This is a genomic window from Psychrobacter sp. CMS30, from assembly GCF_904846565.1.
Lineage (GTDB): Bacteria > Pseudomonadota > Gammaproteobacteria > Pseudomonadales > Moraxellaceae > Psychrobacter > Psychrobacter maritimus.
Genome location: NZ_CAJHBF010000006.1, coordinates 82,462 through 104,872, shown reverse-complemented (window position 1 = coordinate 104,872; position 22,411 = coordinate 82,462). Strand labels below are relative to the sequence as shown.

General features: G+C 40.2%; 23 protein-coding genes, 1 tRNA gene, 2 pseudogenes and 1 other annotated feature. Of the genes and pseudogenes, 10 read left to right on the top strand and 16 right to left on the bottom strand.

Annotation, left to right across the window (positions count from 1 at the left end):
• Positions 1 to 216: 216 nt before the first annotated feature.
• Positions 217 to 636: a PPC domain-containing protein gene (locus JMX94_RS04930; RefSeq protein WP_201563742.1), complete on the bottom strand. Its 420-nt coding sequence runs from the start codon at positions 634 to 636 to the stop codon at positions 217 to 219.
• Between the two features lie 268 nt (positions 637 to 904).
• On the opposite strand from JMX94_RS04930, the gene JMX94_RS04925 reads away from it, so the two are divergent.
• Entirely contained in the window at positions 905 to 1,345 is a 441-nt protein-coding gene (locus JMX94_RS04925; protein ID WP_110817436.1) for a hypothetical protein, read from the top strand.
• A gap of 302 nt (positions 1,346 to 1,647) precedes the next feature.
• Here JMX94_RS04925 and JMX94_RS04920 read toward each other — a convergent pair whose 3' ends face one another.
• Entirely contained in the window at positions 1,648 to 1,803 is a 156-nt protein-coding gene (locus JMX94_RS04920; protein ID WP_201563740.1) for a hypothetical protein, read from the bottom strand.
• 735 nt (positions 1,804 to 2,538) lie between these two features.
• Between JMX94_RS04920 and JMX94_RS04915 the strand changes: the two genes are divergently transcribed.
• Positions 2,539 to 3,267: a hypothetical protein gene (locus tag JMX94_RS04915; RefSeq protein ID WP_227673519.1), complete on the top strand. Its 729-nt coding sequence runs from the start codon at positions 2,539 to 2,541 to the stop codon at positions 3,265 to 3,267.
• A gap of 216 nt (positions 3,268 to 3,483) precedes the next feature.
• Here JMX94_RS04915 and JMX94_RS04910 read toward each other — a convergent pair whose 3' ends face one another.
• From JMX94_RS04910 to JMX94_RS04900, 3 genes are all read right to left on the bottom strand, one after another.
• Positions 3,484 to 3,657: a hypothetical protein gene (locus JMX94_RS04910; protein ID WP_201563738.1), complete on the bottom strand. Its 174-nt coding sequence runs from the start codon at positions 3,655 to 3,657 to the stop codon at positions 3,484 to 3,486.
• A gap of 275 nt (positions 3,658 to 3,932) precedes the next feature.
• Positions 3,933 to 4,511 carry a PepSY domain-containing protein gene (locus JMX94_RS04905; protein WP_201563736.1) on the bottom strand — a complete coding sequence of 193 codons (579 nt, stop codon included), beginning with the start codon at positions 4,509 to 4,511 and terminating at the stop codon, positions 3,933 to 3,935.
• A 181-nt stretch (positions 4,512 to 4,692) separates the two neighbouring features.
• The gene (locus JMX94_RS04900) at positions 4,693 to 5,322 is read right to left on the bottom strand and encodes a DedA family protein (RefSeq protein ID WP_201563734.1); all 630 of its coding nucleotides are present in this window, start codon (positions 5,320 to 5,322) and stop codon (positions 4,693 to 4,695) included.
• Positions 5,323 to 5,693: 371 nt separating this feature from the next.
• On the opposite strand from JMX94_RS04900, the gene JMX94_RS04895 reads away from it, so the two are divergent.
• Entirely contained in the window at positions 5,694 to 6,170 is a 477-nt protein-coding gene (locus JMX94_RS04895; RefSeq protein ID WP_227673518.1) for a CinA family protein, read from the top strand.
• On the opposite strand, the gene JMX94_RS04890 is transcribed toward JMX94_RS04895, so the two are convergent.
• The gene (locus JMX94_RS04890) at positions 6,167 to 6,847 is read right to left on the bottom strand and encodes a DUF421 domain-containing protein (RefSeq protein WP_201563730.1); all 681 of its coding nucleotides are present in this window, start codon (positions 6,845 to 6,847) and stop codon (positions 6,167 to 6,169) included. The two genes, JMX94_RS04895 and JMX94_RS04890, sit on opposite strands and share 4 nt — an antisense overlap.
• Positions 6,848 to 7,233: 386 nt before the next feature.
• Between JMX94_RS04890 and JMX94_RS04885 the strand changes: the two genes are divergently transcribed.
• Complete coding sequence (locus JMX94_RS04885; RefSeq protein ID WP_201563728.1) at positions 7,234 to 7,557, top strand: hypothetical protein; 324 nt, start codon at positions 7,234 to 7,236, stop codon at positions 7,555 to 7,557.
• A gap of 370 nt (positions 7,558 to 7,927) precedes the next feature.
• Positions 7,928 to 8,923, top strand: coding sequence for a phosphatase PAP2 family protein (locus tag JMX94_RS04880; protein WP_201563725.1), 996 nt, complete (start codon positions 7,928 to 7,930; stop codon positions 8,921 to 8,923).
• Positions 8,924 to 9,061: 138 nt separating this feature from the next.
• On the opposite strand, the gene JMX94_RS04875 is transcribed toward JMX94_RS04880, so the two are convergent.
• Positions 9,062 to 9,265 carry a CsbD family protein gene (locus tag JMX94_RS04875; RefSeq protein ID WP_041753802.1) on the bottom strand — a complete coding sequence of 68 codons (204 nt, stop codon included), beginning with the start codon at positions 9,263 to 9,265 and terminating at the stop codon, positions 9,062 to 9,064.
• 366 nt (positions 9,266 to 9,631) lie between these two features.
• Between JMX94_RS04875 and JMX94_RS04870 the strand changes: the two are divergent.
• Positions 9,632 to 10,650, top strand: a pseudogene (locus JMX94_RS04870) (IS3 family transposase).
• Positions 9,907 to 10,023, top strand: a sequence feature (AL1L pseudoknot). It overlaps the preceding pseudogene by 117 nt.
• A gap of 401 nt (positions 10,651 to 11,051) precedes the next feature.
• On the opposite strand, the gene JMX94_RS04865 reads toward JMX94_RS04870, so the two are convergent.
• From JMX94_RS04865 to JMX94_RS04835, 7 genes and pseudogenes are all read right to left on the bottom strand, one after another.
• The gene (locus tag JMX94_RS04865) at positions 11,052 to 11,318 is read right to left on the bottom strand and encodes a hypothetical protein (RefSeq protein ID WP_201563723.1); all 267 of its coding nucleotides are present in this window, start codon (positions 11,316 to 11,318) and stop codon (positions 11,052 to 11,054) included.
• A gap of 132 nt (positions 11,319 to 11,450) precedes the next feature.
• The gene (locus tag JMX94_RS04860) at positions 11,451 to 11,711 is read right to left on the bottom strand and encodes an AlpA family transcriptional regulator (protein ID WP_201563721.1); all 261 of its coding nucleotides are present in this window, start codon (positions 11,709 to 11,711) and stop codon (positions 11,451 to 11,453) included.
• A 168-nt stretch (positions 11,712 to 11,879) separates the two neighbouring features.
• Positions 11,880 to 12,792: pseudogene (locus tag JMX94_RS04855) on the bottom strand (hydrolase or metal-binding protein).
• A gap of 123 nt (positions 12,793 to 12,915) precedes the next feature.
• Positions 12,916 to 13,983, bottom strand: coding sequence for a YqaJ viral recombinase family protein (locus JMX94_RS04850; protein ID WP_201563719.1), 1,068 nt, complete (start codon positions 13,981 to 13,983; stop codon positions 12,916 to 12,918).
• Between the two features lie 116 nt (positions 13,984 to 14,099).
• Positions 14,100 to 15,092 (bottom strand): DUF932 domain-containing protein, encoded by a 993-nt coding sequence (locus JMX94_RS04845; RefSeq protein ID WP_201563717.1) that lies wholly within the window; start codon positions 15,090 to 15,092, stop codon positions 14,100 to 14,102.
• A gap of 94 nt (positions 15,093 to 15,186) precedes the next feature.
• The gene (locus tag JMX94_RS04840) at positions 15,187 to 15,474 is read right to left on the bottom strand and encodes a hypothetical protein (RefSeq protein WP_201563715.1); all 288 of its coding nucleotides are present in this window, start codon (positions 15,472 to 15,474) and stop codon (positions 15,187 to 15,189) included.
• A 159-nt stretch (positions 15,475 to 15,633) separates the two neighbouring features.
• On the bottom strand, positions 15,634 to 16,545 hold the full coding sequence (locus JMX94_RS04835) for an inovirus-type Gp2 protein (RefSeq protein ID WP_201563713.1): 912 nt from the start codon (positions 16,543 to 16,545) through the stop codon (positions 15,634 to 15,636).
• 419 nt (positions 16,546 to 16,964) lie between these two features.
• Here JMX94_RS04835 and JMX94_RS04830 point away from each other — a divergent pair, with 419 nt between their 5' ends.
• Positions 16,965 to 18,479, top strand: coding sequence for a hypothetical protein (locus JMX94_RS04830; RefSeq protein WP_201563711.1), 1,515 nt, complete (start codon positions 16,965 to 16,967; stop codon positions 18,477 to 18,479).
• Between the two features lie 30 nt (positions 18,480 to 18,509).
• Here JMX94_RS04830 and JMX94_RS04825 read toward each other — a convergent pair whose 3' ends face one another.
• On the bottom strand, positions 18,510 to 19,871 hold the full coding sequence (locus JMX94_RS04825) for an integrase arm-type DNA-binding domain-containing protein (RefSeq protein WP_201563709.1): 1,362 nt from the start codon (positions 19,869 to 19,871) through the stop codon (positions 18,510 to 18,512).
• A 285-nt stretch (positions 19,872 to 20,156) separates the two neighbouring features.
• Positions 20,157 to 20,247: transfer RNA gene (locus JMX94_RS04820), tRNA-Ser, on the bottom strand.
• A gap of 194 nt (positions 20,248 to 20,441) precedes the next feature.
• On the opposite strand from JMX94_RS04820, the gene JMX94_RS04815 reads away from it, so the two are divergent.
• The 3 genes from JMX94_RS04815 to JMX94_RS04805 all read left to right on the top strand — a co-directional run bounded on the left by JMX94_RS04815 (position 20,442) and on the right by JMX94_RS04805 (position 22,282).
• Complete coding sequence (locus tag JMX94_RS04815; protein WP_227673517.1) at positions 20,442 to 21,287, top strand: DNA/RNA non-specific endonuclease; 846 nt, start codon at positions 20,442 to 20,444, stop codon at positions 21,285 to 21,287.
• Positions 21,288 to 21,361: 74 nt separating this feature from the next.
• The gene (locus tag JMX94_RS04810; protein ID WP_201563705.1) at positions 21,362 to 21,625 is read left to right on the top strand and encodes a hypothetical protein; all 264 of its coding nucleotides are present in this window, start codon (positions 21,362 to 21,364) and stop codon (positions 21,623 to 21,625) included.
• A gap of 273 nt (positions 21,626 to 21,898) precedes the next feature.
• Positions 21,899 to 22,282 (top strand): DUF2147 domain-containing protein, encoded by a 384-nt coding sequence (locus tag JMX94_RS04805; protein ID WP_201545882.1) that lies wholly within the window; start codon positions 21,899 to 21,901, stop codon positions 22,280 to 22,282.
• Positions 22,283 to 22,411: the final 129 nt, after the last annotated feature.

Sequence of the window (22,411 nt, the reverse complement as noted above, 5' to 3'; positions counted from 1 at the left end):
TTAATAATATAGGTAATAGAAAAACATCCAGGTTGACTGACTTTTACAAAGTGTAAGATTGTAAAGAATGCGAAATTTGGTTAAAGATTTTTTTAACTAAAAAGAGACTTAATTTAAAAAATATTGAGAGCATCCTACATTTTGTGTAATTATTGATGAAAGCCACATGGCTGTTACACAGAATATAGGATGCTCTCCATTATTAAGCTTATATACCTATAGAATAGATACTTCTAGCCAATATGGGGGTGTTTTTCCTTTAGAAGCTTGAGAACGTGGCTGAAGAATACGTAATTCATATTTACCTGAATATGGAAGCGTGTAATAACCTTGGTCATCCAGCTCAGGGGCGTACTCTCCTACGTTAACAGAGTCTGCTAAATTCTTATGGAATAAATAAGAATCTACATTCCCTCCCGTTGTTTTAACAGAAAGCTTTTGGTTCTTTTTGGCATAAAATGTATAGGAATCGTACTTAATACCCTTTAATTTCCCATAATAGTTAGCTGAACTAGCGCCTTTTTTAAATTGAACATCAACAGTTTTAGCCACTGCATCTGAAGAGGCGGCCATTACTGTAGGGCTTACCATTAGAACAGGAAGCGCAATTAGAATAGCAGCAGTTAAGTTTTTCATATTTTAAACACTCAAACAGTAAAAAAACGATTTTATCTTACTCCACACTGTCAACCTTTATAGATATGTTATATTAGTATTACTAATATAGAGAGTACGTTGGTAAGTTACTGAATAAGGCTGCCCGTAATGGATAGTATTAATTAATGCCCTAGCTTCTAGTTCTACCGCAAACCTACCTATGGTAGTAAAAACCTGAATTTCATCACGTAAACAAAGAGAACACTGCTAAATAGTAGTGTTCTCTTATTATATTAAAGGAAAAATTATGCGTTCTTTGCTTCTAACGACAATGTGCTTAACGGGCAGCTTAGCTCTAGTGGCTTGTAGTAACCATCGTGCCGACACCACGGATCTGAGTAAGCAGCCTACAATAGAAGCGCCGGTAGCGTCAGGGGCATTTACTGCTTTTGGAAACAAAGGAAAAATTTGGCGAATAGTGATTGAAGGAAATGAGCTAAGTATAGAGGCAAATTTCTTAAAGCCAACGACAGCAACAGTTACCGTGGTGGGTTCTGGTTCTGTCAATACTGAAGGTGTCGAATACGCGAGTACTGTCAATGGACAGCCTATTGTTGTGAATATAAAAAATAACCTTTGTATCGATGACAATGGCTATCAAAATGAATTTACTGCAATATTAACTTACGCAGGCAAAGCATATCAGGGTTGTGCCGTTGCCGGTGCAATAGAAATTGCGCCCACATAGCAGATAAGCCCAAGCGGTAGCCAATGTATACCCATGAGAGTAATTACATTGCATCGTTGTAGGCATGAAAAAGTTGTCAAAATAACTAATCACGCGCTTTCACGGGTTCGGTTTCCTAGTGAGGACGAACCTTCAGCTTCAGGCTAATGATATCGCGGTTTTGAGTTGTTGTGATAACTGTGGTGTACTTCATGATGTACTTACCATGCATATTCTATTCGAGATCGGTGCGCTATACAGGCATCGAACTGCCAGTATTGTATGTGAGGCTAACAACTATGAAGTCGATTGTCGCAGCATAGTTATCGCTCAATGACACAAATAGGATAACCGCTTGGGTTTCTGCCACCGCCTAGATCCAAGCAAATATCATCGTAATAAAATTCATGGGCTTTGATGCCTAGCCAAAATGCAAAAATAGCATTGACAGCAATGATTATTATCATCTTATTATTCATATAGAGATCCTAGGTAAACAAATAACTATAACGATATTTATTTGGATATATCTTATACGAATTAGAAATTAATAGAGCTGTAGCGTGTTCTCATGTTTTATTTTTTGTAAGGTAGTTCAAATAGGGAACCATCTGTTTCATCCTTCAACCCCATTAATATAGTAGAATTACTTTAAAATCGATACAGTGCGACTGGGATGAATTTTTCGTAGCCTCTGTGATAACAGCAAGCAAGGAAAATTTATACCAGTCGCACATAGCTATAACGTATCGCTTTTATTTTGAACTGACTATAGACCACTTAAAATAGACTGCTATCATGGAACTAATCAAAATAGACTGGGTACATTCGGACATTAAATGGTAAATCAACTGTTCATTATCTATAATAATAAGTGAGCTTATCAATTTAAGAATAGGTGGCCATTTGATTGGGAATAGCCAATATTTTATTTTATAAATAGCTGATTTATAAGGATTTATACGCGACGTAAGAAGGCGTTATTTACGGAAATAGGCACTCTATTACTACGTAGCTGTGTTAAAAGAGGGGTATTTACCACCTTCAATTTCGATCCATTATATCCACTTAATATGCCTTTTGATTTTTATCTAAAGGTATCACAACGTCATATAAAAATCGATTTAATGCAGTAAAGCTTGATAATAACCATTATGTTGCATTCATAATCGCTTTTCTGCAAAATGGCTTATCTATAATCGCTTGAGCCACTCATGATGAATAACCACACGTCAGACCCTATTGGCGCAGCATGGCTTATCCGCGATGCCAGAATCAATCTGGTTTCTCCTTTATATGTCAGCAGTAGTATCGGTGGGCGCAGGCAAACCTATAAAGACGGTGATGTCATCCATAACGCTTATCAGGAAACTGCGCGGCCACTGGACACTATCGTTGCGCACTTACAGTTCCACATGCGTCATGAAGTACTGAGTTTAGAGTTACTGACTCGTTTGTTTGAGCAGATAGGGGCTAATGACGTACAAGCATGGGTAAACGCTGAGCCCACAGGCAGCTATGCCCGTAGAATTGCTTTCTTGTATGAATGGCTTATGGGTCAGCAGTTAGCAGTACCGAGTAATTTAGGCGGTAACTATGTGGACGCTTTAGATGCTAAGAAGCAGGTTACTTCAAGCCCTGCGCATGTCATAAAGAATGCTCGTTGGCGTATCAATGACAATCTTGCAGGAACCCGTCATTTCTGTCCTCAACTGGTGAAAACAGAGGCCTTTACGCAAGCCGCTGCACTCGATATTGCCACGATGGTTGACAAACTTAACGATGAGTTTGGACAAGACTTACTGATGCGCGCCTCCGTATGGATGACACTGAGAGAAAGTAAGGCCAGCTTTACCATAGAGGGAGAAGGGAAAGAGTTAAAACGTATTGAACGTTTTGCAGATGTGATGGCACGGCGCACAGGTAAGGGTGAGCTATGCTGAAGAAACTGTAGAACCTATAGTGTAACTTTTAAGACTGAAGCCATCAAAAAAATAGCAGAAAACAACTAAAATGTTTCAGCGACGGCAAAGTAGCTAGGCAGCTCAGGATGAATGAGATACCTTAAATATAGAAATAGGAAATGAAGCACTGCTTCGCCCCGACGCAAGATAAGAGCTATGCTCGAATGAGACCACCGTGTACTTCGCAAATCACAGTTAGTGAAATACGCCTTTATTAAAGATAACCAGTCCCTCTTCAGCATTACTACTATTTATAGTGTCGATAAAGGATTGTATGAGCTGCTTTTGAATAGCTTTGATGTCATCAAAGCTATTCATGCTACCAGCCATTTGCCCGGCCAGTTTTTTAATGTCAGATTGAGTAGTCATTGCTTATTCTCCTGTTAGTGTATTATAAGCAGTTACATTCCCTTTAGGAGAGGCTCAAAATAGCTAAATCAACTTGTTTTAGGCGCAATTTCAACAGTATATTATTGATTCAATTTTCTGTAATCATCACAGCCATCCTAATCTGCACTAACACATTTTTATAGTGGCCGCGCTAAACCAAAAGGCTCTAAGCGATCTGGGGATGGCGCTTAGAGCCTTTTAGAAATCATTAGACATGGGTGTTAACTTATTTATCAGTTCGACTTACTGTAATATTAATCATCATTATCAGCTGCTTCTACTTGGCTACGAATAATCTTACCAGTCATGCTATCGACAACCACTTTATGTACTTGAGTGCCTTTAATAATCTCAATCTTATAGGCAGGTTTGCCAAAATCCATATCAAACCCTGCTTCAATGACTTTTCCTTTCACACTTTGGTTCGCTTTTTGTATTGCTTGGTTCAAACTGGTCTTAGACTTTTTCATCGCGTTATATTCTGCTATATCTTCTTTATCAAGTTTCTCTTGCTTATTGCTTAAAACCTTACCGCTATTGGCATCTATTTTTACTTTATATTCAGTATTATTAGCGATAGTCTTAACCTCGTAATTGCCACCTGCTGAATGGTCATTTTGATCAAAGTCAGCGCTAACAACATCACCTTTAATGGTTTTTTTAGCAATAACAATGGCTTGCTCAAGACTGACCTTGCTTTGTGCCGCTGCTACAGCCTTACTGACTTCGGTTCTTGTAGTGGTGCTTTGCCCTACAGCGATAGCAGCGGAGCTAACACCTGCAATACTAAGTACCATAATGATAGATTTGCTTAGAGTTGATAAGTTTTTCATGATGTTATCCTTTGTCTTTGAGTGTTTTTTATGACAGATGGGTTGTGCCATCTACTGTATTTATAATTTCAGTATAGGGAAGAAAACATAGGTGAAGAGTAGCGATGGTTGAGGGTTACAGTAGCTGTGTTTTATTTAAAAAAACCATTAAAATTTGGAAGTCAAATAAATCGGTTTTGTATTAAATATTATTACTACTATGCTGATCAGACAGTCGACGTTTAATAAACCAAACAATAATAATGACTATGGCAAGCAATAAGAAAACTTTGGAGTAAGGCGCTAACATAGTCGTAATGACCTCATAATTTTTACCTAAGTAAAATCCTGCTAGGGCCAATATTGTCGTCCAAATGCTAGATCCCAAAGCCGTTAATACTAAAAAAGAGGCCATTGGCATCTTATTCATCCCCGCAGGGATGGAGATCAATGAACGAATACCAGGTACCATGCGGCCAAAAAAGACCACTTTCTTACCATGTTTATCGAACCACGCATTGGACAACGAAACATCCTCAGACTTAATAAATACGTATTTTCCGTACCTTTCAGTAAATACCATTAAGCGTTCTTTATTGAACAAAGTTCCCAGATAATAAAGAGGTAATGCACCAAGGACGCTACCAAACGTACCGGCTACTATGATTAATAGTATATTTAAATCACCTCTAGCGGCCGAAAAACCTGCTGCTGGCATAATAAGCTCAGATGGTATAGGCGGAAAAACATTTTCAGCAAACATAGCGAATAAAATGCCGACATAGCCAAACTTTGCCATGATAGCCAGCACCCACTCACTCATTTGATGCATTAATTTACCTTATCTTGTTGATGACTGATTTCTTATTATAGTGGAATAAAGCGGATTCAAATTAAAGGTAATTTGTAACAATAGTTACTAATAATTATTTAGCGGTGTTCTAAAAAGTATACTGACATCAGACACAGTCATAATTGACATAATAGAATACCAAACCAAATGCTTTAAAGTGGTTATCGAGAAAAATAGCATGCCCTAATCTAATCAGATCACGGAACCTAAACTATTACCTATTCTACCTTTGCTAGTGCAAACCTAATTAAAAAAGACTGTTACGCAAATTCATCACGATATGAATTGAGTTTTTAATAGGAAAGGACTGTAATAGCCTTGATTGTTCTAATGTTGATATGGAGGGCGTTGTGACTAATAGCTGTGCAAAGTTGTTGGCAGATAAGCAATTAACCATAGTTTTTATTGAAAGTGCGACCGCGGGCTATCTAGCGCATCGCTTTTCTATGAGTCCTTATTCAGGCGATATATTAATGGGCGGCTTGGTATGTTACGACGTTGCGATAAAAAAGAACGTGTTAAATATATCAAGCCAATTAATTGCTGAGTGTACGCCTGAATCACTAGAGGTAACAAAAGAACTGGTTAATAAGTCTAAGACAATGTTTGATGCCGACTTGCATGTCGCTTGTACAGGTTTATTAAAGCCTGGAGGCTCTGAAACGGAGGAGAAGCCTGTCGGAACGTTTTTTTATTGCATTGGTTATAAAGATGAGCTTTATGATTTTCGCAGCATCTGTCAAGGCGCGCCTGAGCAAAAGCTACGCAGCATCAATAGTCTTATTTGTAAGAGCATTATTGAGGTGGTAAACCGCCATACTGACTAATTTACAATCTTATTATTTAAAGCTTTAGCCCATCCTCTTGAATGATGGCAACGATTGCATTCTTCATTTGGCGCTGAAATACATTCGACATAACCGCAATGCATACAAGCATAGAGCTGACCATCCTTTATGGCTTTCGTAGCCTGAAACTCTTTAGGAAAAATGGGTAGTCCATACTGTGTGTCCTCGTGTGGAAATAACAATACACTAAACTCACCATCTGTTTCGAGCAATCCTACTTCCACTTGTCCTAAGTGACGCACGCCTTGTTGGCGCATCTCGCTAAAGAACTCATCGTGCGACATTTTACCTTTCTTGACATCTTCCATTATTAACATGCCATTTTCTACGATATAAGTAGGTTTGCCTTCTAATAACAGCTCAAAAAGCTTATGTTTTGTGCTGAACCACGTAAAAAGTCTATAGAGAAAAAGGACAAGGCTCATGATGAGCACCGCTTGGATAAGTGGCAGATCCTCTGTAAACATTGGATCACCAGCGATAGAGCCAAGTGCCAAAATTATAGTTAATTCGAAAATTGAAAGTTGGCGGATACCGCGCTTGCCTGTACTTCGTAATAACAAAATGATCAAGCAAAACATAATGGTGGTACGTATGACTATTTCTGCCGCAAAAGCCCATGTAGTGTCATAAATAAAAATACTTATCCAATCCATTTTGTTTTTCCTTGGTATACACCGTATAGCTAAATTTATAGTGCCATGTGGAGAATTGGAAATGGCTTTCCCATATCCCCAAATGGCGATTGTACTATGACTTTAAATCCTAGGTATTTATAAGAACCATATGTTCTTTAAAAAAATATATGGCACACAAGCTAACAAACTCTTACCTTTCACCACGTGAAAACATTAAATTTGTCTGTTAGGTTTAACTTGTTAGTTGAGCGTTATTTTGGTTTCATAAAAGAATGACAGCAATAAATGATAAAAAGAGTAAATGGTCTGCGTTAGTACTTAAATTGGCTCAGCTCAATGACTGTATGATGGTTTCCTAGAGTTTTTTTAAATATTTCGATCTTAATTATAATAAGGATATTAAAATGAAAACATCAGTACCTACTAAGTCGCTTCAAAATAAATTATGGATAATGTTTTTAGTGAGTTTCTTTGGTCTCAGCGCTTGCAGCAGTGAAACAGAAGAGCCAGCTCCTAATACAGAATCTAGCGAAATGACACCTGTGCAAACAGCAACCGAGGCTGAAGATCAAGCCCCTGCTTCCACAGAGGATGTAGAAGGTGCGGGGGGTACAGCGTACTATTCTAGTAATGGCAGTGTAGAAAATGATCAGAAGGCTGATGATACGGTTACTGTCAATGAAAATAACTCGAACTTAGATCAAACACCAGCAGATGGAGTGCAGTAAGTATCAGAAAATGCACAATAGACCTCTTGCAAAAGTACCAGTTCATTGACTTCAACTGACGAAGCTACAGGCGCTAGCGATGACTTATGCAAGAGGTCTAATCCATTAAAGATTAAAGGGTTTCTGTAAGGTTGTGATCAGCTTGAATCGCTCTGACTATATCGGTGGTTGATTTACTTGAGACAGACAGCTATGCCTAATAGGTTAAGATCATCATATCTTTACAACTAGATCACTTCATTGTTGAGTGTAGCATCACTCAATATCGTTTACTAACTAAGACTTAGTGACTTAAACAGAAGTTCTATCCAGAGCTTTAACTAGAAAGTAATTATTCAGGGTTCAGAATACTCTCGGAAAAGGTTCAATAATGATATCTTTAATATCAGAAAATCAGCCATTGTTCGCCTTAGGTCTTCTGATTTTTCTGGTTATCTCTGTTCTATTGGTTTTTCAGTATGTGGTTATTCGTTATGGTCAGCATCTTTTTACTCAAGCAATCCGCTGTTGGGTGAGGACAAAACGGAACCTTGCAAAAAATAAACATATCATTCAATTCAGAGATAAGTATCCCAAGCTGGATGTGATAATGTCTCGGCGGTTTGATTTACGGGATTTTTATGGGCTGTCACTGACATTTCTATGGGTAGTGATAGGTTGCATGCTGGTGTTATTCATTGCATTGGCTGAAGCTGTGGCTACGTTGAATTCTATTGTTTCCATCGATTATTTTATATCGGCGCAGATGAGCTTACTACGCGATGCCGACGTTGTTGGTTTTTTCGTCCTGATAACCAGCTTTGCGTCTACCCCTATTGCCGTTTTGGTCGTTTTGTTTGTTGCTGTGAATTGCTGGGTAAAGCAGCAACGCTATATAATAGTAGGGTTATTGATTGCTACTTTAGGCAGCACTGCATTTACTTCTTTGTTGAAATATTTATTTCAGCGTGAAAGGCCTGCTAATAGCTTATTAGTTGTGCAAACTTATTCGTTTCCAAGTGGTCATGCGACGACCGCTATGGCGTTATATGGATTTATCGCTTACCTACTGATTCGATTCAACCAAGATTTTGCTCAAAAAATTCGTATATTTACAATAGCGATTCTTTTTATCCTCTTGATCGGATTGAGCAGAGTTGTATTGAACCAGCATTATCTAAGCGATGTACTGGGCGGTTATCTAGTAGGTGCATTTTGGTTGACACTTGGCATCAGTATTACAGAGTGGCTAAGCGTAGAAAGTAAAATCATATGGAAAGTCGAGTGGTCAACTTCTCATGCATACATGATATGGCTGAGCGGATTAGGTGTATTTATTAGCACGTTGATTTACGCAAAAATCTATCAATTTACAATGTTATCCTAAGCATCGTAGTAAGCCACGATGAAGCATCAATAACACACAGCTAAAGGATCAAGTCCTAACTAAACTGACTAAAAAAGCCCGTGACCATAGTCACGGGCTTTTTACATTTTCAGGGTATGATTATTGAAGATACAATAATCAATATTTATTTTGATTACGCCACTCATCTACATCTCGTTCAGCATCTTCTTGTGAATGACCATATCGCTCTTGGATACGGCCAACCAATTTGTCACGGTCACCTTCGATATGGGTTAGATCGTCATCTGTTAAATCTGCCCACTTTTGTTTTACTGAACCTTTGAGTTGGTTCCATTCGCCTTTTAGTGTTTGGTTATTCATATCATTATCCATTTTTTGATTGTTTTTATACTGTTCATCCATACTTTTTTCGTTCACATTTTGATTGTCCATTATGGTTTTCCTTTTCCATTTATGAGTTTGTGCTTCATTGTCTTTATACCAATACTATGCTCATTCATCTTTTATTTTTTTTATTGATAAATAGGCTATCAGCAATTATTAAACTTCAAGCTGACATATCTAATATAGAGAGACACAATTGGGCTGTCTGTACAACGAATGTTTAAAGTGTTGCTGAGCTATTGTTAAGTCCGCTAATATGTTATTACGATGTAAGTTGTGTCTTTGGCTAGACTGAACCGACTCGGGATTGTCGGAGACTAAAAATTCTTAGAGAATACGACAATGAAAAGACAAACCTACACTCATGAGATTAAAGAACGTGCTGTTCGCATGCGGATTGAAGCGTCGAGCGACTACCCCTCTACATGGTCAGCCATTCAAGCCATAACGTCAAAGATTGGCTGTACATATGAAGCCCTACGATCATGGCATAAGAAGCACATACAACAAACCATTCCTGCCTCAGTACAAGCTCAAAGCCAAGAGCAACGTATTAAGGATCTCTAGTGCGAAAATAGAGAGCTTAAGCAAGCCAGTGAAATTATACACAAGGCTGCTACTTTTTTCGCCCAGGCAGAGACGGGCCGTACACCCAAGTAATGGTCGACTTTATTGATGACCATAAAAACAATTACGGGATCGAGCCAATCTGCCGAGTACTACCGATTGCCCCATCAGCTTACTATCGCGCTAAAGATTTAAGCGACAACCCAGAAAAGTGTTCACAGCGTCAGTGGCATGTCGATTTCTACATCAGTGAAATCAGCGGTATCTGGCTGGACAGTAAATGCCGTTATGAGTGCGTAAGGTTTGGCAGCAGATGCAAGCGAACGGTTTAGAGGTTGCTCGATGTACTGTTGAGCGATTAATGAGACATTATGGCTTACAAGACATTGAGCGGCTAGGTATATACTGCTTTTATCATTAATGTATTTACACGAGTAATTGTCGGCTGGAAAGTATCTAGTCGTATGAACACCGATATAGCAGCGGTAAATCAGGCGATAGCAGACAGAAATAAGCCTAAGGAGGTGATTCATCACAGTGATCGAGGGGTTCAGTGCTTATCCATCTGCTACACCAATAAAATTGCCGAATCGAACATTATTGCGTCTGTGGGCACCAATGGTGATTCATGCAACAATGCATTGGCTAAGACGATTAATAGGATTTATAAATCTGAGGTGTTTCATTATTTAAAGCAGAGCTGGGACGGTGTAAATGATGTTGAACTGGCAACCTTTGAATGGGTGGATTGGTTCAATAAAACCCGTTTGCATAGTACGATTGGTTATGTGTGACCCTTTGAGTTTGAAAAGGGGTATTGTAATAATCTTAATCTGTTAGGTGAAGCTGCCTAGCTCAAGTAAATCAACTTCCGATAAAGTCGGGGCGGTTCAGTTTAGTCGTTTCTGAAGGTTGGTCTTGGTATCTTGCAAAGCGCTAAGGATAGCTAAAAACAGCTAAGGATAGCTAAATGTAGCTAGGTTAAGATATCTAAAGTGTTTCAAAAATAGCCTAGTAGCTGTTTGAGTTTATCGTTTTGCCACCTATCTGCCTGCCTATAAATATACTCATTTATCACATATCTTGCTATATCACTTATATAGCAAAGCAAGTTAATTTCTGGGTATGCGCTAGCTGTAGTCATCCCGTTGGATTGCATATGATCTAGCTGATCGTAGATTGCGTCAGTTTGCAATCAAATACCATTAACCTCATAGTTGCTTAGCTCTTTGAGCTGGGCTGCTACAAACGATAAAATCATATCGTCGTAGTAACTCCATGAAAAAGACTTTTCTGTTTGGCGCTGATAGCAAACATCATCCCATAAGTTTTTGAGATAGCCCATATTTAATGCAGTATCAAAGTTTTGCATCCATCTGATAGTCTGTCTAGTGATCTTATCTGACAAGATTCTAGATAGCGCTGTAGAAATATTCAACGCTATTTCTTTTCTTAAATCCATAGCTATAGTCTGTATCTAACCTTTATATATGTCTAATTAAAGCTACATTGCATATAGCATGCTACTAAATTACTGGATCAAAAAGGAGGCAAAAAAACAAGCCGCACTACGCGCCTTGTTTTCTATCCTTGATCAGTGAATCCGCGCAGCCATCTTACTTTCAATCCAATCAGCCACTTCGCTTTCTACCCATGCTACACGTCCCTTTGATAGCTTTACTTGAACAGGGAATGTTGGGTCGTAACGATCAGATTTTTTATTGACCATCTCATAAATCGTAGTACTGCTAAGCGCTGTATAATGCATTACCTGCTTGAGCGGTATCATGCGAGGTATCTGTAAAGTGCTAGCTGTTGATACGTTTTGTTGTGTGTTCACATTTAATAATTGCATGATTATCTCCTTTGTAAATTAATGAGAATCTTTCTTCTCATACAGTTACGGAGTCCCATATTTTTTTACGGCATCCCATGTCGTCCAGCGACTGGCCTTGTATGAAACAATAAAAGAAGGAGCCGAATGATCAGCTCCTTCTTATGTCGCATCTCTAGCTCGATGGTTTTAGCTCACTGCTGTCACGCTTTTTCGTAAGCCTTGCTCAATGCTGCTCACGTTCTGAGTGCCTAACCCATTCTGATAATTCCCTTGCTGAGTACTGCTCACATCCTCCGTCTCGATTGGATAAAACTCTTCAGCCACGTCTAACAATCCATCACTATCAACCTCAAAGCACGAATTGCTATAACCACCCTTAGCCGCTTCCTCCAATGCGGCTTGATCAAAGCCATGTTCGCTAAGCTCACGATCAATCGCTCCAGCATGTTGTACCGCATCTTTAAGCGTTACCCCATCACGCAATGTCAGATCCACAAAGTAAATCGGCGTTCGATAGCTTTGTGTGGTGCTTTTACCTCTTAGTGTTAATTGCAGCGGTAGACATGACAGCTTATTACCGGATACTGCTGCAAAATAGCTCAGCCTTGCTGCAAGCGTGCGAATGCTATTAAAGCCGGTGGTGCGAAAGATAAACGTGCCCAGCTCATCGTCTTCAGACAGATTGACGTAGAGTCTGCCATAGGGCTTACAAGCCCCGCCTTGCGCTAATGGGCAACGATCAGGGGATGGACATGGCAGTTGCTCAACACCCTTGTTTGTGCGGCGTTGGCACTGCTCACCGTCACCCACACATAACGGTCTACCCGTTTGTCTATCAAATAGCGTGTACTCAGCTCGTAGGTTTAATTCAGGATTATTAAACAGCATACGAACGGGAATTTGCCTCAATTTACCGTCATTATTTGCGCGTAGCTTTGCATCGAGGGGATGATTGATCCAGCCGTCTTTATTCTGCACTTGGCTGGTGATGGTGAATTGATCGTCTTTAGCAGGTAAACGTTTGCCGTCCTTTTGAATGACACGTCCAATGCTGATACGACCTAGAACTGGGGGGGGTTATGGTTAGACCTTTAATCATGGTGATATTCCTTATGTGTTTTAGTTTGCCATAAAAAAGCCCACCTATGACGGGTGGGCTGTTATGCGCTTATGTGAGTGAGTGGCGTAATTTCTTGATTATGATTGATGACTGAGCACTGGCTTAGTTATCGTTAAGAATGACAAAGCGACGACTGCCCGGGCGGGTTTTGCTAAATTGCTCAAGCAATTCAGGATGCGCTTTGGTTAGTGATTTGCTATCAAGACTGGTGCTGTCTTTCGAGCGCTTCCAAGAAATAGCGCCTTTCTCGAATACCGCAATTTCATTATCTTGAATGAGGCTTTGCAGCTGATGCTTCACTTGGTCGTGACGCTGCTCTAACTCTTGCATGTCGTTACGGTAGCTAAGCAGTTGCTCAAACAACTTATTGGCTCCGTCATCTTCCCGCAGATCAACCTTGCTTGAGGGCTCAGGGGTTGGATAAAGCAGCTTTAAGGCTCGTGCAGCAGATTCTGAATGATCAGGGGTTGGTGGCGTGTCCGTCTCCACGTATTGCCAGAACAGACGCTCATGCTCCATGATGGACTGGATTAAGCGCTCATCACGCTCAACTTTATAAATCTTCGCTTCATGACCACATAGCAGCACGCAGATGTGAGCCGCCTGTTTGCCAGTGACTGCCAGCTGATGCTGAACTTGGCAAGTCACATATAGCGGTACGCCATGCTTCCACAGCTTAGCGCCATGTTCCCCTGCGGTTTTACACTCTAAAATCTGTATTTCATCTGACCCCACCACCGAGTAATCTAAATTAGCCAGCATAAAGTGATTGTCAGGATCAGGATGCTGCAAGATCGCATTTACACGGCGTACTTTATTGCCTGTGCGCTGTTGATAATATTTAGCGACCATCGGCTCCAAAGTATTGCCCCAGTAGAGTGGTGAGTAGCCATCAATGCCATCATCTAGATGCGAATGCAGGCGACCAGTCTTAATCATCCATAATTCCAGCATCGACAAATATGGATGGATACCACAGGCTGCTGCTGCATCACTACTACCGATACCTTGCTTACGAACTTTCAGCCATTCCTCATGACTGAGGGTTTTGGTATTGACCAGACGTTTAGCGGTGGTTGATTGAGCGGTGGTTATAGGCGCTTTCACCTTAACGGTTGCACGCTTGGTTTGTCTTAGCTGAGCGATATGGTTTAGAGCGATTGTGTTCATGATGAGCTCCTTCGTTAGATTGGTTATTGGTTAATACTGTTTATTAAAAAGACGACATAAAAAAACCACGCTCGAAGGCGTGGTTGATTGTATGGTCAGATTTTAAACGTCGATAATTAGGCCAGCATCAGTAAGGATTCCTCTAAACCCTTTTGTTTAAGCTTAGCGCCAGAGCCAAACCAAGCGCCGTCTAATCGATGGTCTCTCGACATCGCCCTACGTTCGTGATCGACGTATTCCGTAATACTGCACAGCAGACCGTAAGCAGTATCTTTGGCCGCATCTAGATCGGCTCCGCGACCTTGACCGTTAAACATGTTCATGACCTGATTCATGGCTTTAGCATTGGGCACGGCGTCTTTCTCTTTCTTAGCACTGTTAAACAGAATGATGTCATTGTCCTGATCGTTGAATACACGGCTTAGATAGTTGGCGGCTTCTGCTTGGGTCACACGGCGCTCTGATAACTGCTTCATCTCATAGCTATGTTCATCCCATTGCTTCACCGAGACGCCTAATTGCTGCTTGACCTTGTCTGCATCAAAGGACGTAGAGTGCGGTACTTTCACCACGCCGCCGCTTCCGTTAGCTAAGCTAATGGCTAGGGTATTATTGCAAACCACACGGATCGATGTGAACTGTGCGGTGGTCGCAAGCGTGCCGTCACAAGCCGTTGCAAGTAAAAGATAGCCATTACTGACATCTTTCCCCTTAAGCGTTGCTGACTGGCCTGTACGGGCCAATGCCCATAGCTTACGCCCTCCCTTAAGTACGCCTGCGGTTTCCAATTCAAAGTCAGACTGCTCGGTAAGATCACGATAGAATTCTAAAATCTCACGGGGCTGTACTTCTTGATAGCGCTGACTGACCACCGATAGCGGCTCGAAGTTATCGCTACGGTATAAAACCTTCTGCTCTGCAAAGGGCAGAATCAGGTTATGCCCTTTGTCATTGTTTGCCATGTAGCTGACATCCGATGATTCAATACGCCAATCCATACCCGCTTGCTTTGCCCAGATCTCGATAGGCTGCTTGGGTGATAATTCTTGCCCTAAGCCATGCCAAGGGGTTTCGCCGACGTATGCCATTGATTCGATTAAATGTGCCATGAGAATATTCCTTTTATTGTTGAATAAATTAAGTGGTTTGACTGACTTCATGCTTTGATACATGAATCATTGAAGGTTTCAATAAATGAGCATGTCAGATGCTAAAGGTATGCTGACAGGTACGGCATAAATAGCGCGGCAGGATGGCCGCTCTAATGAGTGGGGGCTGCATCAGTCTTTGCTGTGCCAGATTAATGACGGTGGCAAGGGCGCTGCCTGCGACCATGCCAATCATGGGATTGATCTTGTAGTACTTGCAGACGCTCATACCAAGACCAACGAATATCTTTGGTGAGCACAGATGCTCTGTTAACCCTTGTGTACTGGTCTCTATGTTTTCGATGACATGGGCTGAATGACAGTTGGGACAGATGGGTTTCATAGGATCTCCTTGATAGTAGCGCATAAAAAGGCCTGCTTTATAGCAGGCCTTGATGACACGTTTTGGGGTAGATTGATGAGGCAACGATGACATCGATACTCATCACATAGGGATGCTATATATCTGTAATTATTTTGCTATGAGAGATTCCCACGCGTTTTAGTTGTATGGATCGTTAACCTTGCTAGGAGATATCCTTTGCCCAAAGGTATTCATATTAGGCACAGACACTTTAAGACGTTGATAACTTTTATCACGCTTATCAGGACGGGTTAAATACAAGGCAGCATTAACCGCATTCTCGACTTCTTGCATGTTATCACGATGAATCATGCCGATACCAAGTATGCCGCGGCGTGCAAGACCTTCTTTATACTCTCTAGTATTTAAGATAAAGCAATAGCCAACGCCCTCAGTAATATCTTGCCATTTTTGTCCCACTTGATCAGCCAAATAACTGTCCTTGTAATGTTCTGCACCATCAAAGATCAGCAGCAGATGACAATGAAAGCCACCATTGTCTTCACCTTGTTCTAATGACCAAGCATGGCTAAGTAAATGCTTAAAACAAGTATCGCCATTATGAATGGCGTCTCTTAATTTTCTCATATGAAAGTCAAAATCACGAATGGTAATGTGATGACTGATCTCTGGTATGTATTTTAAATCCACTCTCACAAACAACAATCTTGAATGATCTGATATGAGGGTTCTGATATTAGGTTCTAAGTTTCTGCAGTTTTTATTACTCTGATAACGCCACGCGCTGTAGTCTTTTTTTATCGCCTTCTCATAACCTGACAGTAACCGAATAAACTGCACTGTCTTTTCATTATCCCAAAATACGTTATAAGCGTAAGCGTCACCAATAATCATACTGGTGCTTTCTATAAATGCCTGGATAGGTTTTGAGTATCTGTCTTCAGGATTAAGGCTAATCATGAAGGAGTAATAGAACTCATTTAATTGGCTTTTGATTTGTTGAAAATTGATGGTACCAAATAGTACATCTCTAACCAGTCTGTCGACGTTAGAGATAAGCTGTGAGTGATTAACAGGGGAATAGATCATGGCTTGCTTTCCTATGAATATAAAGTTGAATGGGTGCTACATATATTCATAGGGTTGTGTATTTTTTTATTCCTAAGTGCGGATAGCATCCGCCTTAGTTAAGTAATACTTAATATAACTTATATTATCGTACCGAGATTTTAGAGGTATCCAAAGGCAATCTTTTTGTAAGCCAGCCTTGGGTTCATAAAAAACCCAACACAGCAAATTACTGTGTTTTAGGGAAGAAGGTGAAGATGGAGTTAGCTGATAGAAAGTTGCCTTGTTATATGTGATTAATAGTGTTTGACTCCATATGGAATATGACATAACCTAACAAAGTTACCGACGTTTTAATGACCTTTCAATGATCTTTTAATAATACATAATTTTGCGTCTTTATTTTACTTTTAATTATTATATAAGGAATTATAATAAGAATGAATGTTATTGAAGATGAGAAAAGCTTAAGTGAGCTAGATAGAAAAAAGGAAGAATATATCGAAAAAAGAATTAACGCTCTTAGCATATACAATGTCTATTGGTGCCTCTTTGAGCTACGTTCGAGAGCTCGATTACCAGCAGAAAACATACTAAAAGATGATTCGTTTTGTAAATTACAACTGATAAGAATCTTAAAAAAGCAAAGGTATGACTCTAGAAGTTTGAATATATTTTTAGAAGCTAGTGCTGAGAACAGCATACCGCTGTCCTATGTCAAGTGGTTTTACGAGGATAAAAGAGCAGCATTATGGTTAAATATGGTTTTAAAAAAACACAATATCCTGACCGAATCAATTTTTATAGAATCTGATATAACAATTTTTGTTCATAATGTTATTTACAATAAGCATTTATTTATTAGAGGAAGAAGTCTTCAGGCAGGTCACAATACTGATAATGAGTCGCTCGTTTCAGAAAAAAAAGTATCTTTGAATTTTTTAAAAGAGGCCTATTTTCGTAATAAAGTTGATCCAAGAGATGTCAAATGGTTGATTGGTAGCAATAGTAATAAAATAAGTTATCTGTACCAGTATATGCGAAAAAAACATGACATTAATAATTTGCTAGCAAATAAAGAAAAGAGAAAAAATGAAAAAGAATTGACCAAAAATATCAAAAAAAATCTGACAAAAGGTGAATCAAAAGAAATCAATAAAGATGGTTATAAAGAAGCTTTAATCTGTAGTGATACTATTTTTTTTAAAGCAGCAGATACAACTAGTAGGCTTGATCATATATTGGCTTCACTTGACTATTGGAGGTTAGATAATTATTGGTTTGACATAACGAATGTTATATTAGATGAACAGAAAATAAATAGTAGAGCCTTATTTATAAAAAATATGTATGACGCTTGGAATGCGAAGCAGAAGCGTGACCGTGATAAAATTAAGAAAGAACAGGGTATAAATCTTACCAGTGACAATAAGAAAAACCTAAAGTATCTTGCTAAGGCTTATGGTAAAACACAACGTGAAGTCTTAAACGACTTAGTTGAATCTGCTTATGGTCAGATGATGTGTCAAGAAATTCAGTTAGACCCACCTTTTCCTAATCAATTTAAGGCTTTTGATGAGATACCTCTAGTACAGCCCTCTAATTTGCAAAGCGAACATACTGAGAGAGAGGCCATTTCTGATGACACTTCGCTAACCAAAGATAAGCAGGAGTCAAGTAGCGAGCATAGTGAGAAACTACTCATCTCTGAAGAAACCTCACGGATTGACGATAAAGGAGAGCCGAATAATACGTGTGATGACCTGTTAGGTCATTCAACTCCACACCTTAATAAATTTGTGCTAAATGATGCTGTTGAAACAAGTCATAACAGGGGGCTAGTACAGCCATTTTTTCCTCAACAAAGCCGTGACGAGCAGACTATAGATGAAGAATGCCCTTTTGAACGTAACTCAAGATTTATTACAGACAAGAGGGCGGGAAGACCTCTCTAATCTTTTGACTATTCGTAGTCTCTGATAATTTTAACTATTATCAACATAATCTTGCAGCTCATCTGCTGTGATCCCTTGATCTAACAATGCTTTGATCAAGGTTTGCTTATCAGCATTTTGTAATGAGTCAGGACGTTTGCTTTCTAACGACTTCTCAATTTGCTGCCGTGCTATCTGAAAGTCAACAACTTCGCCTGTGTCTCTGAGCAAGTCTAAAAAGTCTGCCCAGACTTGCATGATCTTGCGGCGCTCATCTAAGTGCTGAGCATGATTATAGACCGCTCGGATATCGTTTTTTTTGTCATGTGCCATCTGCTTTTCGATCGCATCGCCCCTATAGCCAAGCTCATTTAGGTATGTGGAGGCGATGTGACGAAAGCCGTGCCCCGTCTGTTTGCCAGCATAACCTAAAATATCAAGCGCGTTATTGATAAATTCTTCACTATACGGTTGGTGCATACCAGTGTGGTAAAACACATATTCATACTGCCCTGTGATGGGTTTCATCTCATCTAGTATGGCTAGCATCTGATCTGACAGCGGTACGACATGTTTACGCGCTACTTTAAGGTTATCAATATCAACACGCCATAAGCGGTTAGCAAAATCGATATGCGCCCATTTCATCATACGCAGCTCAATGGTACGACAGAATGAATAGGCTAAGAATTTCATACCTAAGCGAGTCTGATTGTGACCATGGTAGCCCTCGATAGCTTGGAGTAGGGCAGGCAGCTCATGGATATCCACATGCTTCATGTGCTGGCTTTTGGCTTTAGGATAGAGTGCCTTTAAATCATCGATTGGGTTTTGCTCAATGATACGTTCGCGTTTGGCACGCCTTAAAACATTAGCCACCAGATCAATCGTGCGTCTAGTCACTTCACGTGGCGGCTCACCGTTCTTGTTCAGACGCTTTTCGATCTCATCTGCCATTGCTCGGCAATCTTCAAAGCTTACATTCTTTAGCGCAATGCCTTCAAAGCGGGGCAATACGTCTTTATGCATACGGTTATAGTCTTGCTGATAAGTACGTGACTTGACGTTACGTTTACGCTCAGCGAGCCAATCTAATGCGTAGTCATTAAATTTTTGCGCGTGGATATTGGCAAGCTTGTCTTGACGCTTTTTATTTTTTGGATCGATGCTGTCAGCAAGTAATGTCTTGATCTCAGTGTTGGCTTGTCTAGCCTCAGCTAATGACATTATCGGATAAGTACCAAGTGTGAGGCGTGTCTGCTTGCCATCAAATCGATAGGCGCTTATCCATGTCTTTGTACCTGTACTGCGTACCAAAAGCTGTAGCCCATGCTGATCACTATATTTGTCAGGACGTGAAGGTGTGCATTTCTCACTTGGTTTGAGCTTGCGAATCTTACTATCGCTTAACATGTTGGTCTATCCCCTGTGGCTACAAGCTATATAAATCAAGCGATACAACAAAAACGTTGGTCTAAAGTTGAATCATAAAGTTATTAAATGTTGGTCTTTTTGAGGTCTAATTGAATCATAGACCAACGAATAGACCAACACAAGCGATGTGATAGGTGGGTCCCATTGGGTGGAGTTGGGAAAATAGTGGGCATAAAAAAAACGCTAGACGCGTTATTTATAAAGGGCTTAACTGGTATATGGGTAGAATTGGGGCGAGGTGGGAAAATGGGTTTTTAATAAGATTGGCGGTGAAGGAGGGATTCGAACCCTCGATACGCTATGAACGTATACACACTTTCCAGGCGTGCGGTTTCAGCCACTCACCCACTTCACCGTTTTTTGCAAGACCAAGATTTTTGGCTGCCTAAGTATAGCGGATAGCATTTAAAATGTCACCACTTACGCCGCATCTTTCTTTATTGGTAACTGCCTGCTAGGATAGCGCATACGTAATGGCAGGCATAGATGGTTGAAAGTGGCATGATAAGTTTTTTTAAAGATAAAGCACGGGTTAAAATTAACCTCATAATGGCAGTATTCACTGTCTTAATAGGGATATCGTCTGCACAAGCGGATGACCTGAGCCAATGTAGCCAGTCTTTTTATGGCGGCGTCTATCCTGAATTTACCAATCCTAAGCTCAGTGATAACACCCAAGCGCTATGTATGGACGGTTTTGCCGTTATGTACTCGGGCGTATCACGCACCCCGCTGTGGTCAGCAGAATACCTCGACCGCAAGCGCTTGCAGCAAGCCAAAGAGATTGACCGAGAAGACAGCTTTCATGAAGAAAGCCGCCTGCCAAAATCCATGCGCGCCAAACTGTCTGATTATTCAGGCTCCGGTTATGATCGCGGGCATTTAGCGCCCAATGGCAATATGGCCAATCGCAGCCAGCAGTATGATAGTTTTAGCCTTGCTAACATCGCGCCGCAATCACCGCGTAATAATCGCTATATTTGGCGTAATATTGAGTCTGCCACGCGCTATCTAACCCAGCAATACGGCGAGGTTTACACCATTACGGGAGTGGCCTTTACCAGTAAAAAAACCAAACAACTGGCGGATCGTGTGCTGGTACCCAGTCATTTCTTTAAAGCGGTTTACATACCTGCAAGTAACCAAGCAGGCGTATATTATGCGCCCAATGATGAATCAGAGCGTATAGAAGTGATTAGTCTCGATGAATTAACCGCCAAGATTGGCATCGATGTGTTACCGGTATTAGATGCCCAAACCAAAGCGCAAGCGTTTGATTTGCCATTAAAGGCAGGTGACAGCTCAGATTTGCCCGAAACTCCCCAAGAAGAACCGGTTTGGATGCTATTTGTCCTAGCAATCATTGACTGGCTCATGGCACAATTACAGGCATAAGTGGTTTAAATGTAACTAAATCCCCACAGCATTGAAAGATTGGGTAATGCGCTGTTAAGGTAAAGGAGGACGAGATGATTGATCCATTTGCAAATAATCACCAGAGTATGCAGATTGGTGATTTGGTTATTGAAAATCAAGAAGATAAAATCATTATTTATGGCGACATTAATCTGGTCTTTAATGAGGCGGGATATGAGCAAGCACAGCAGCTACACGAGCTCACTAGTAAAATTATGCTGGCATTTGAAAACCGCAGTCAATATAGTAATTACGATGATAAGTCAAAAGAAAAAGATGACCAAGCGGATAAAATTATAGACAATCCGTTCCTGTAACTGTTTGATATGCTTTTGATTTTATAGTAATAATAAACTATAAAAAAATTACTAGGCAAAATCTAAAAATTGCTTATAATGGGTCAAGACATCGCTTATGTCGATCAAACCTTTTTTGCAAAGCTAAGCATTAATAAGATATTAATATCGGCTTTTAACTGAAACTTAGGATAGAGCTGCAAGCTTGCAATAAAAGATTGTTGATAAAAGGATAAGCGTAGGACATCAGAAACACAACGTTTCTAGTAATCATTGAATGAAGGGAGTCAATTTATGAAATTATTCGCAAAAACCACTTTAGCAGTTGCTGGTATCAGTTTAGCAAGCATGGCATTCGCCGCTGACCCATTACACAACACTACTTGGCAGACTTTTGATGAAGGCCAGCCAAAAGGCGTGGTTAAAATCACTGAGTCTAACGGCGTCCTAACGGGTAAGCTTATCAGCACGACTTCAGAAAAAGGTAAAAAGCATGTTGGCATGACGATTATCTCTGGTCTGAAAGCTGACGGTGGTGGTAAATACAGTGGCGGTACGATTACTGACCCTGAAAAAAATAAAGACTATCGCATGACTGCTAATCTAAGTGGCAGCACTTTAAAACTAAAAGGTTATATCGGTCCATTCTCACGTAGCCAAACGTGGAAAAAGAAATAAACTGCTATAATTCTGCCTTATGAAGTTTGGTTGTTAACGTAAACTAGACTTGATAGAAAGATAAAGTGTTAAAATTTTAAAGCATAAAGAATCCCGCATGACCGAAAGGTTATGCGGGATTTTTAATGA

Excerpts from the sequence above, each read along its gene's own strand:
- JMX94_RS04930 (WP_201563742.1), bottom strand. The coding sequence starts at position 636 with ATGAAAAACTTAACTGCTGCTATTCTAATTGCGCTTCCTGTTCTAATG.
- JMX94_RS04925 (WP_110817436.1), top strand. The coding sequence starts at position 905 with ATGCGTTCTTTGCTTCTAACGACAATGTGCTTAACGGGCAGCTTAGCT.
- JMX94_RS04920 (WP_201563740.1), bottom strand. The coding sequence starts at position 1,803 with ATGAATAATAAGATGATAATAATCATTGCTGTCAATGCTATTTTTGCA.
- JMX94_RS04915 (WP_227673519.1), top strand. The coding sequence starts at position 2,539 with ATGATGAATAACCACACGTCAGACCCTATTGGCGCAGCATGGCTTATC.
- JMX94_RS04910 (WP_201563738.1), bottom strand. The coding sequence starts at position 3,657 with ATGACTACTCAATCTGACATTAAAAAACTGGCCGGGCAAATGGCTGGT.
- JMX94_RS04905 (WP_201563736.1), bottom strand. The coding sequence starts at position 4,511 with ATGAAAAACTTATCAACTCTAAGCAAATCTATCATTATGGTACTTAGT.
- JMX94_RS04900 (WP_201563734.1), bottom strand. The coding sequence starts at position 5,322 with ATGCATCAAATGAGTGAGTGGGTGCTGGCTATCATGGCAAAGTTTGGC.
- JMX94_RS04890 (WP_201563730.1), bottom strand. The coding sequence starts at position 6,847 with ATGGATTGGATAAGTATTTTTATTTATGACACTACATGGGCTTTTGCG.
- JMX94_RS04885 (WP_201563728.1), top strand. The coding sequence starts at position 7,234 with ATGAAAACATCAGTACCTACTAAGTCGCTTCAAAATAAATTATGGATA.
- JMX94_RS04880 (WP_201563725.1), top strand. The coding sequence starts at position 7,928 with ATGATATCTTTAATATCAGAAAATCAGCCATTGTTCGCCTTAGGTCTT.
- JMX94_RS04875 (WP_041753802.1), bottom strand. The coding sequence starts at position 9,265 with ATGAATAACCAAACACTAAAAGGCGAATGGAACCAACTCAAAGGTTCA.
- JMX94_RS04865 (WP_201563723.1), bottom strand. The coding sequence starts at position 11,318 with ATGGATTTAAGAAAAGAAATAGCGTTGAATATTTCTACAGCGCTATCT.
- JMX94_RS04860 (WP_201563721.1), bottom strand. The coding sequence starts at position 11,711 with ATGCAATTATTAAATGTGAACACACAACAAAACGTATCAACAGCTAGC.
- JMX94_RS04850 (WP_201563719.1), bottom strand. The coding sequence starts at position 13,983 with ATGAACACAATCGCTCTAAACCATATCGCTCAGCTAAGACAAACCAAG.
- JMX94_RS04845 (WP_201563717.1), bottom strand. The coding sequence starts at position 15,092 with ATGGCACATTTAATCGAATCAATGGCATACGTCGGCGAAACCCCTTGG.
- JMX94_RS04840 (WP_201563715.1), bottom strand. The coding sequence starts at position 15,474 with ATGAAACCCATCTGTCCCAACTGTCATTCAGCCCATGTCATCGAAAAC.
- JMX94_RS04835 (WP_201563713.1), bottom strand. The coding sequence starts at position 16,545 with ATGATCTATTCCCCTGTTAATCACTCACAGCTTATCTCTAACGTCGAC.
- JMX94_RS04830 (WP_201563711.1), top strand. The coding sequence starts at position 16,965 with ATGAATGTTATTGAAGATGAGAAAAGCTTAAGTGAGCTAGATAGAAAA.
- JMX94_RS04825 (WP_201563709.1), bottom strand. The coding sequence starts at position 19,871 with ATGTTAAGCGATAGTAAGATTCGCAAGCTCAAACCAAGTGAGAAATGC.
- JMX94_RS04815 (WP_227673517.1), top strand. The coding sequence starts at position 20,442 with ATGGCAGTATTCACTGTCTTAATAGGGATATCGTCTGCACAAGCGGAT.
- JMX94_RS04810 (WP_201563705.1), top strand. The coding sequence starts at position 21,362 with ATGATTGATCCATTTGCAAATAATCACCAGAGTATGCAGATTGGTGAT.
- JMX94_RS04805 (WP_201545882.1), top strand. The coding sequence starts at position 21,899 with ATGAAATTATTCGCAAAAACCACTTTAGCAGTTGCTGGTATCAGTTTA.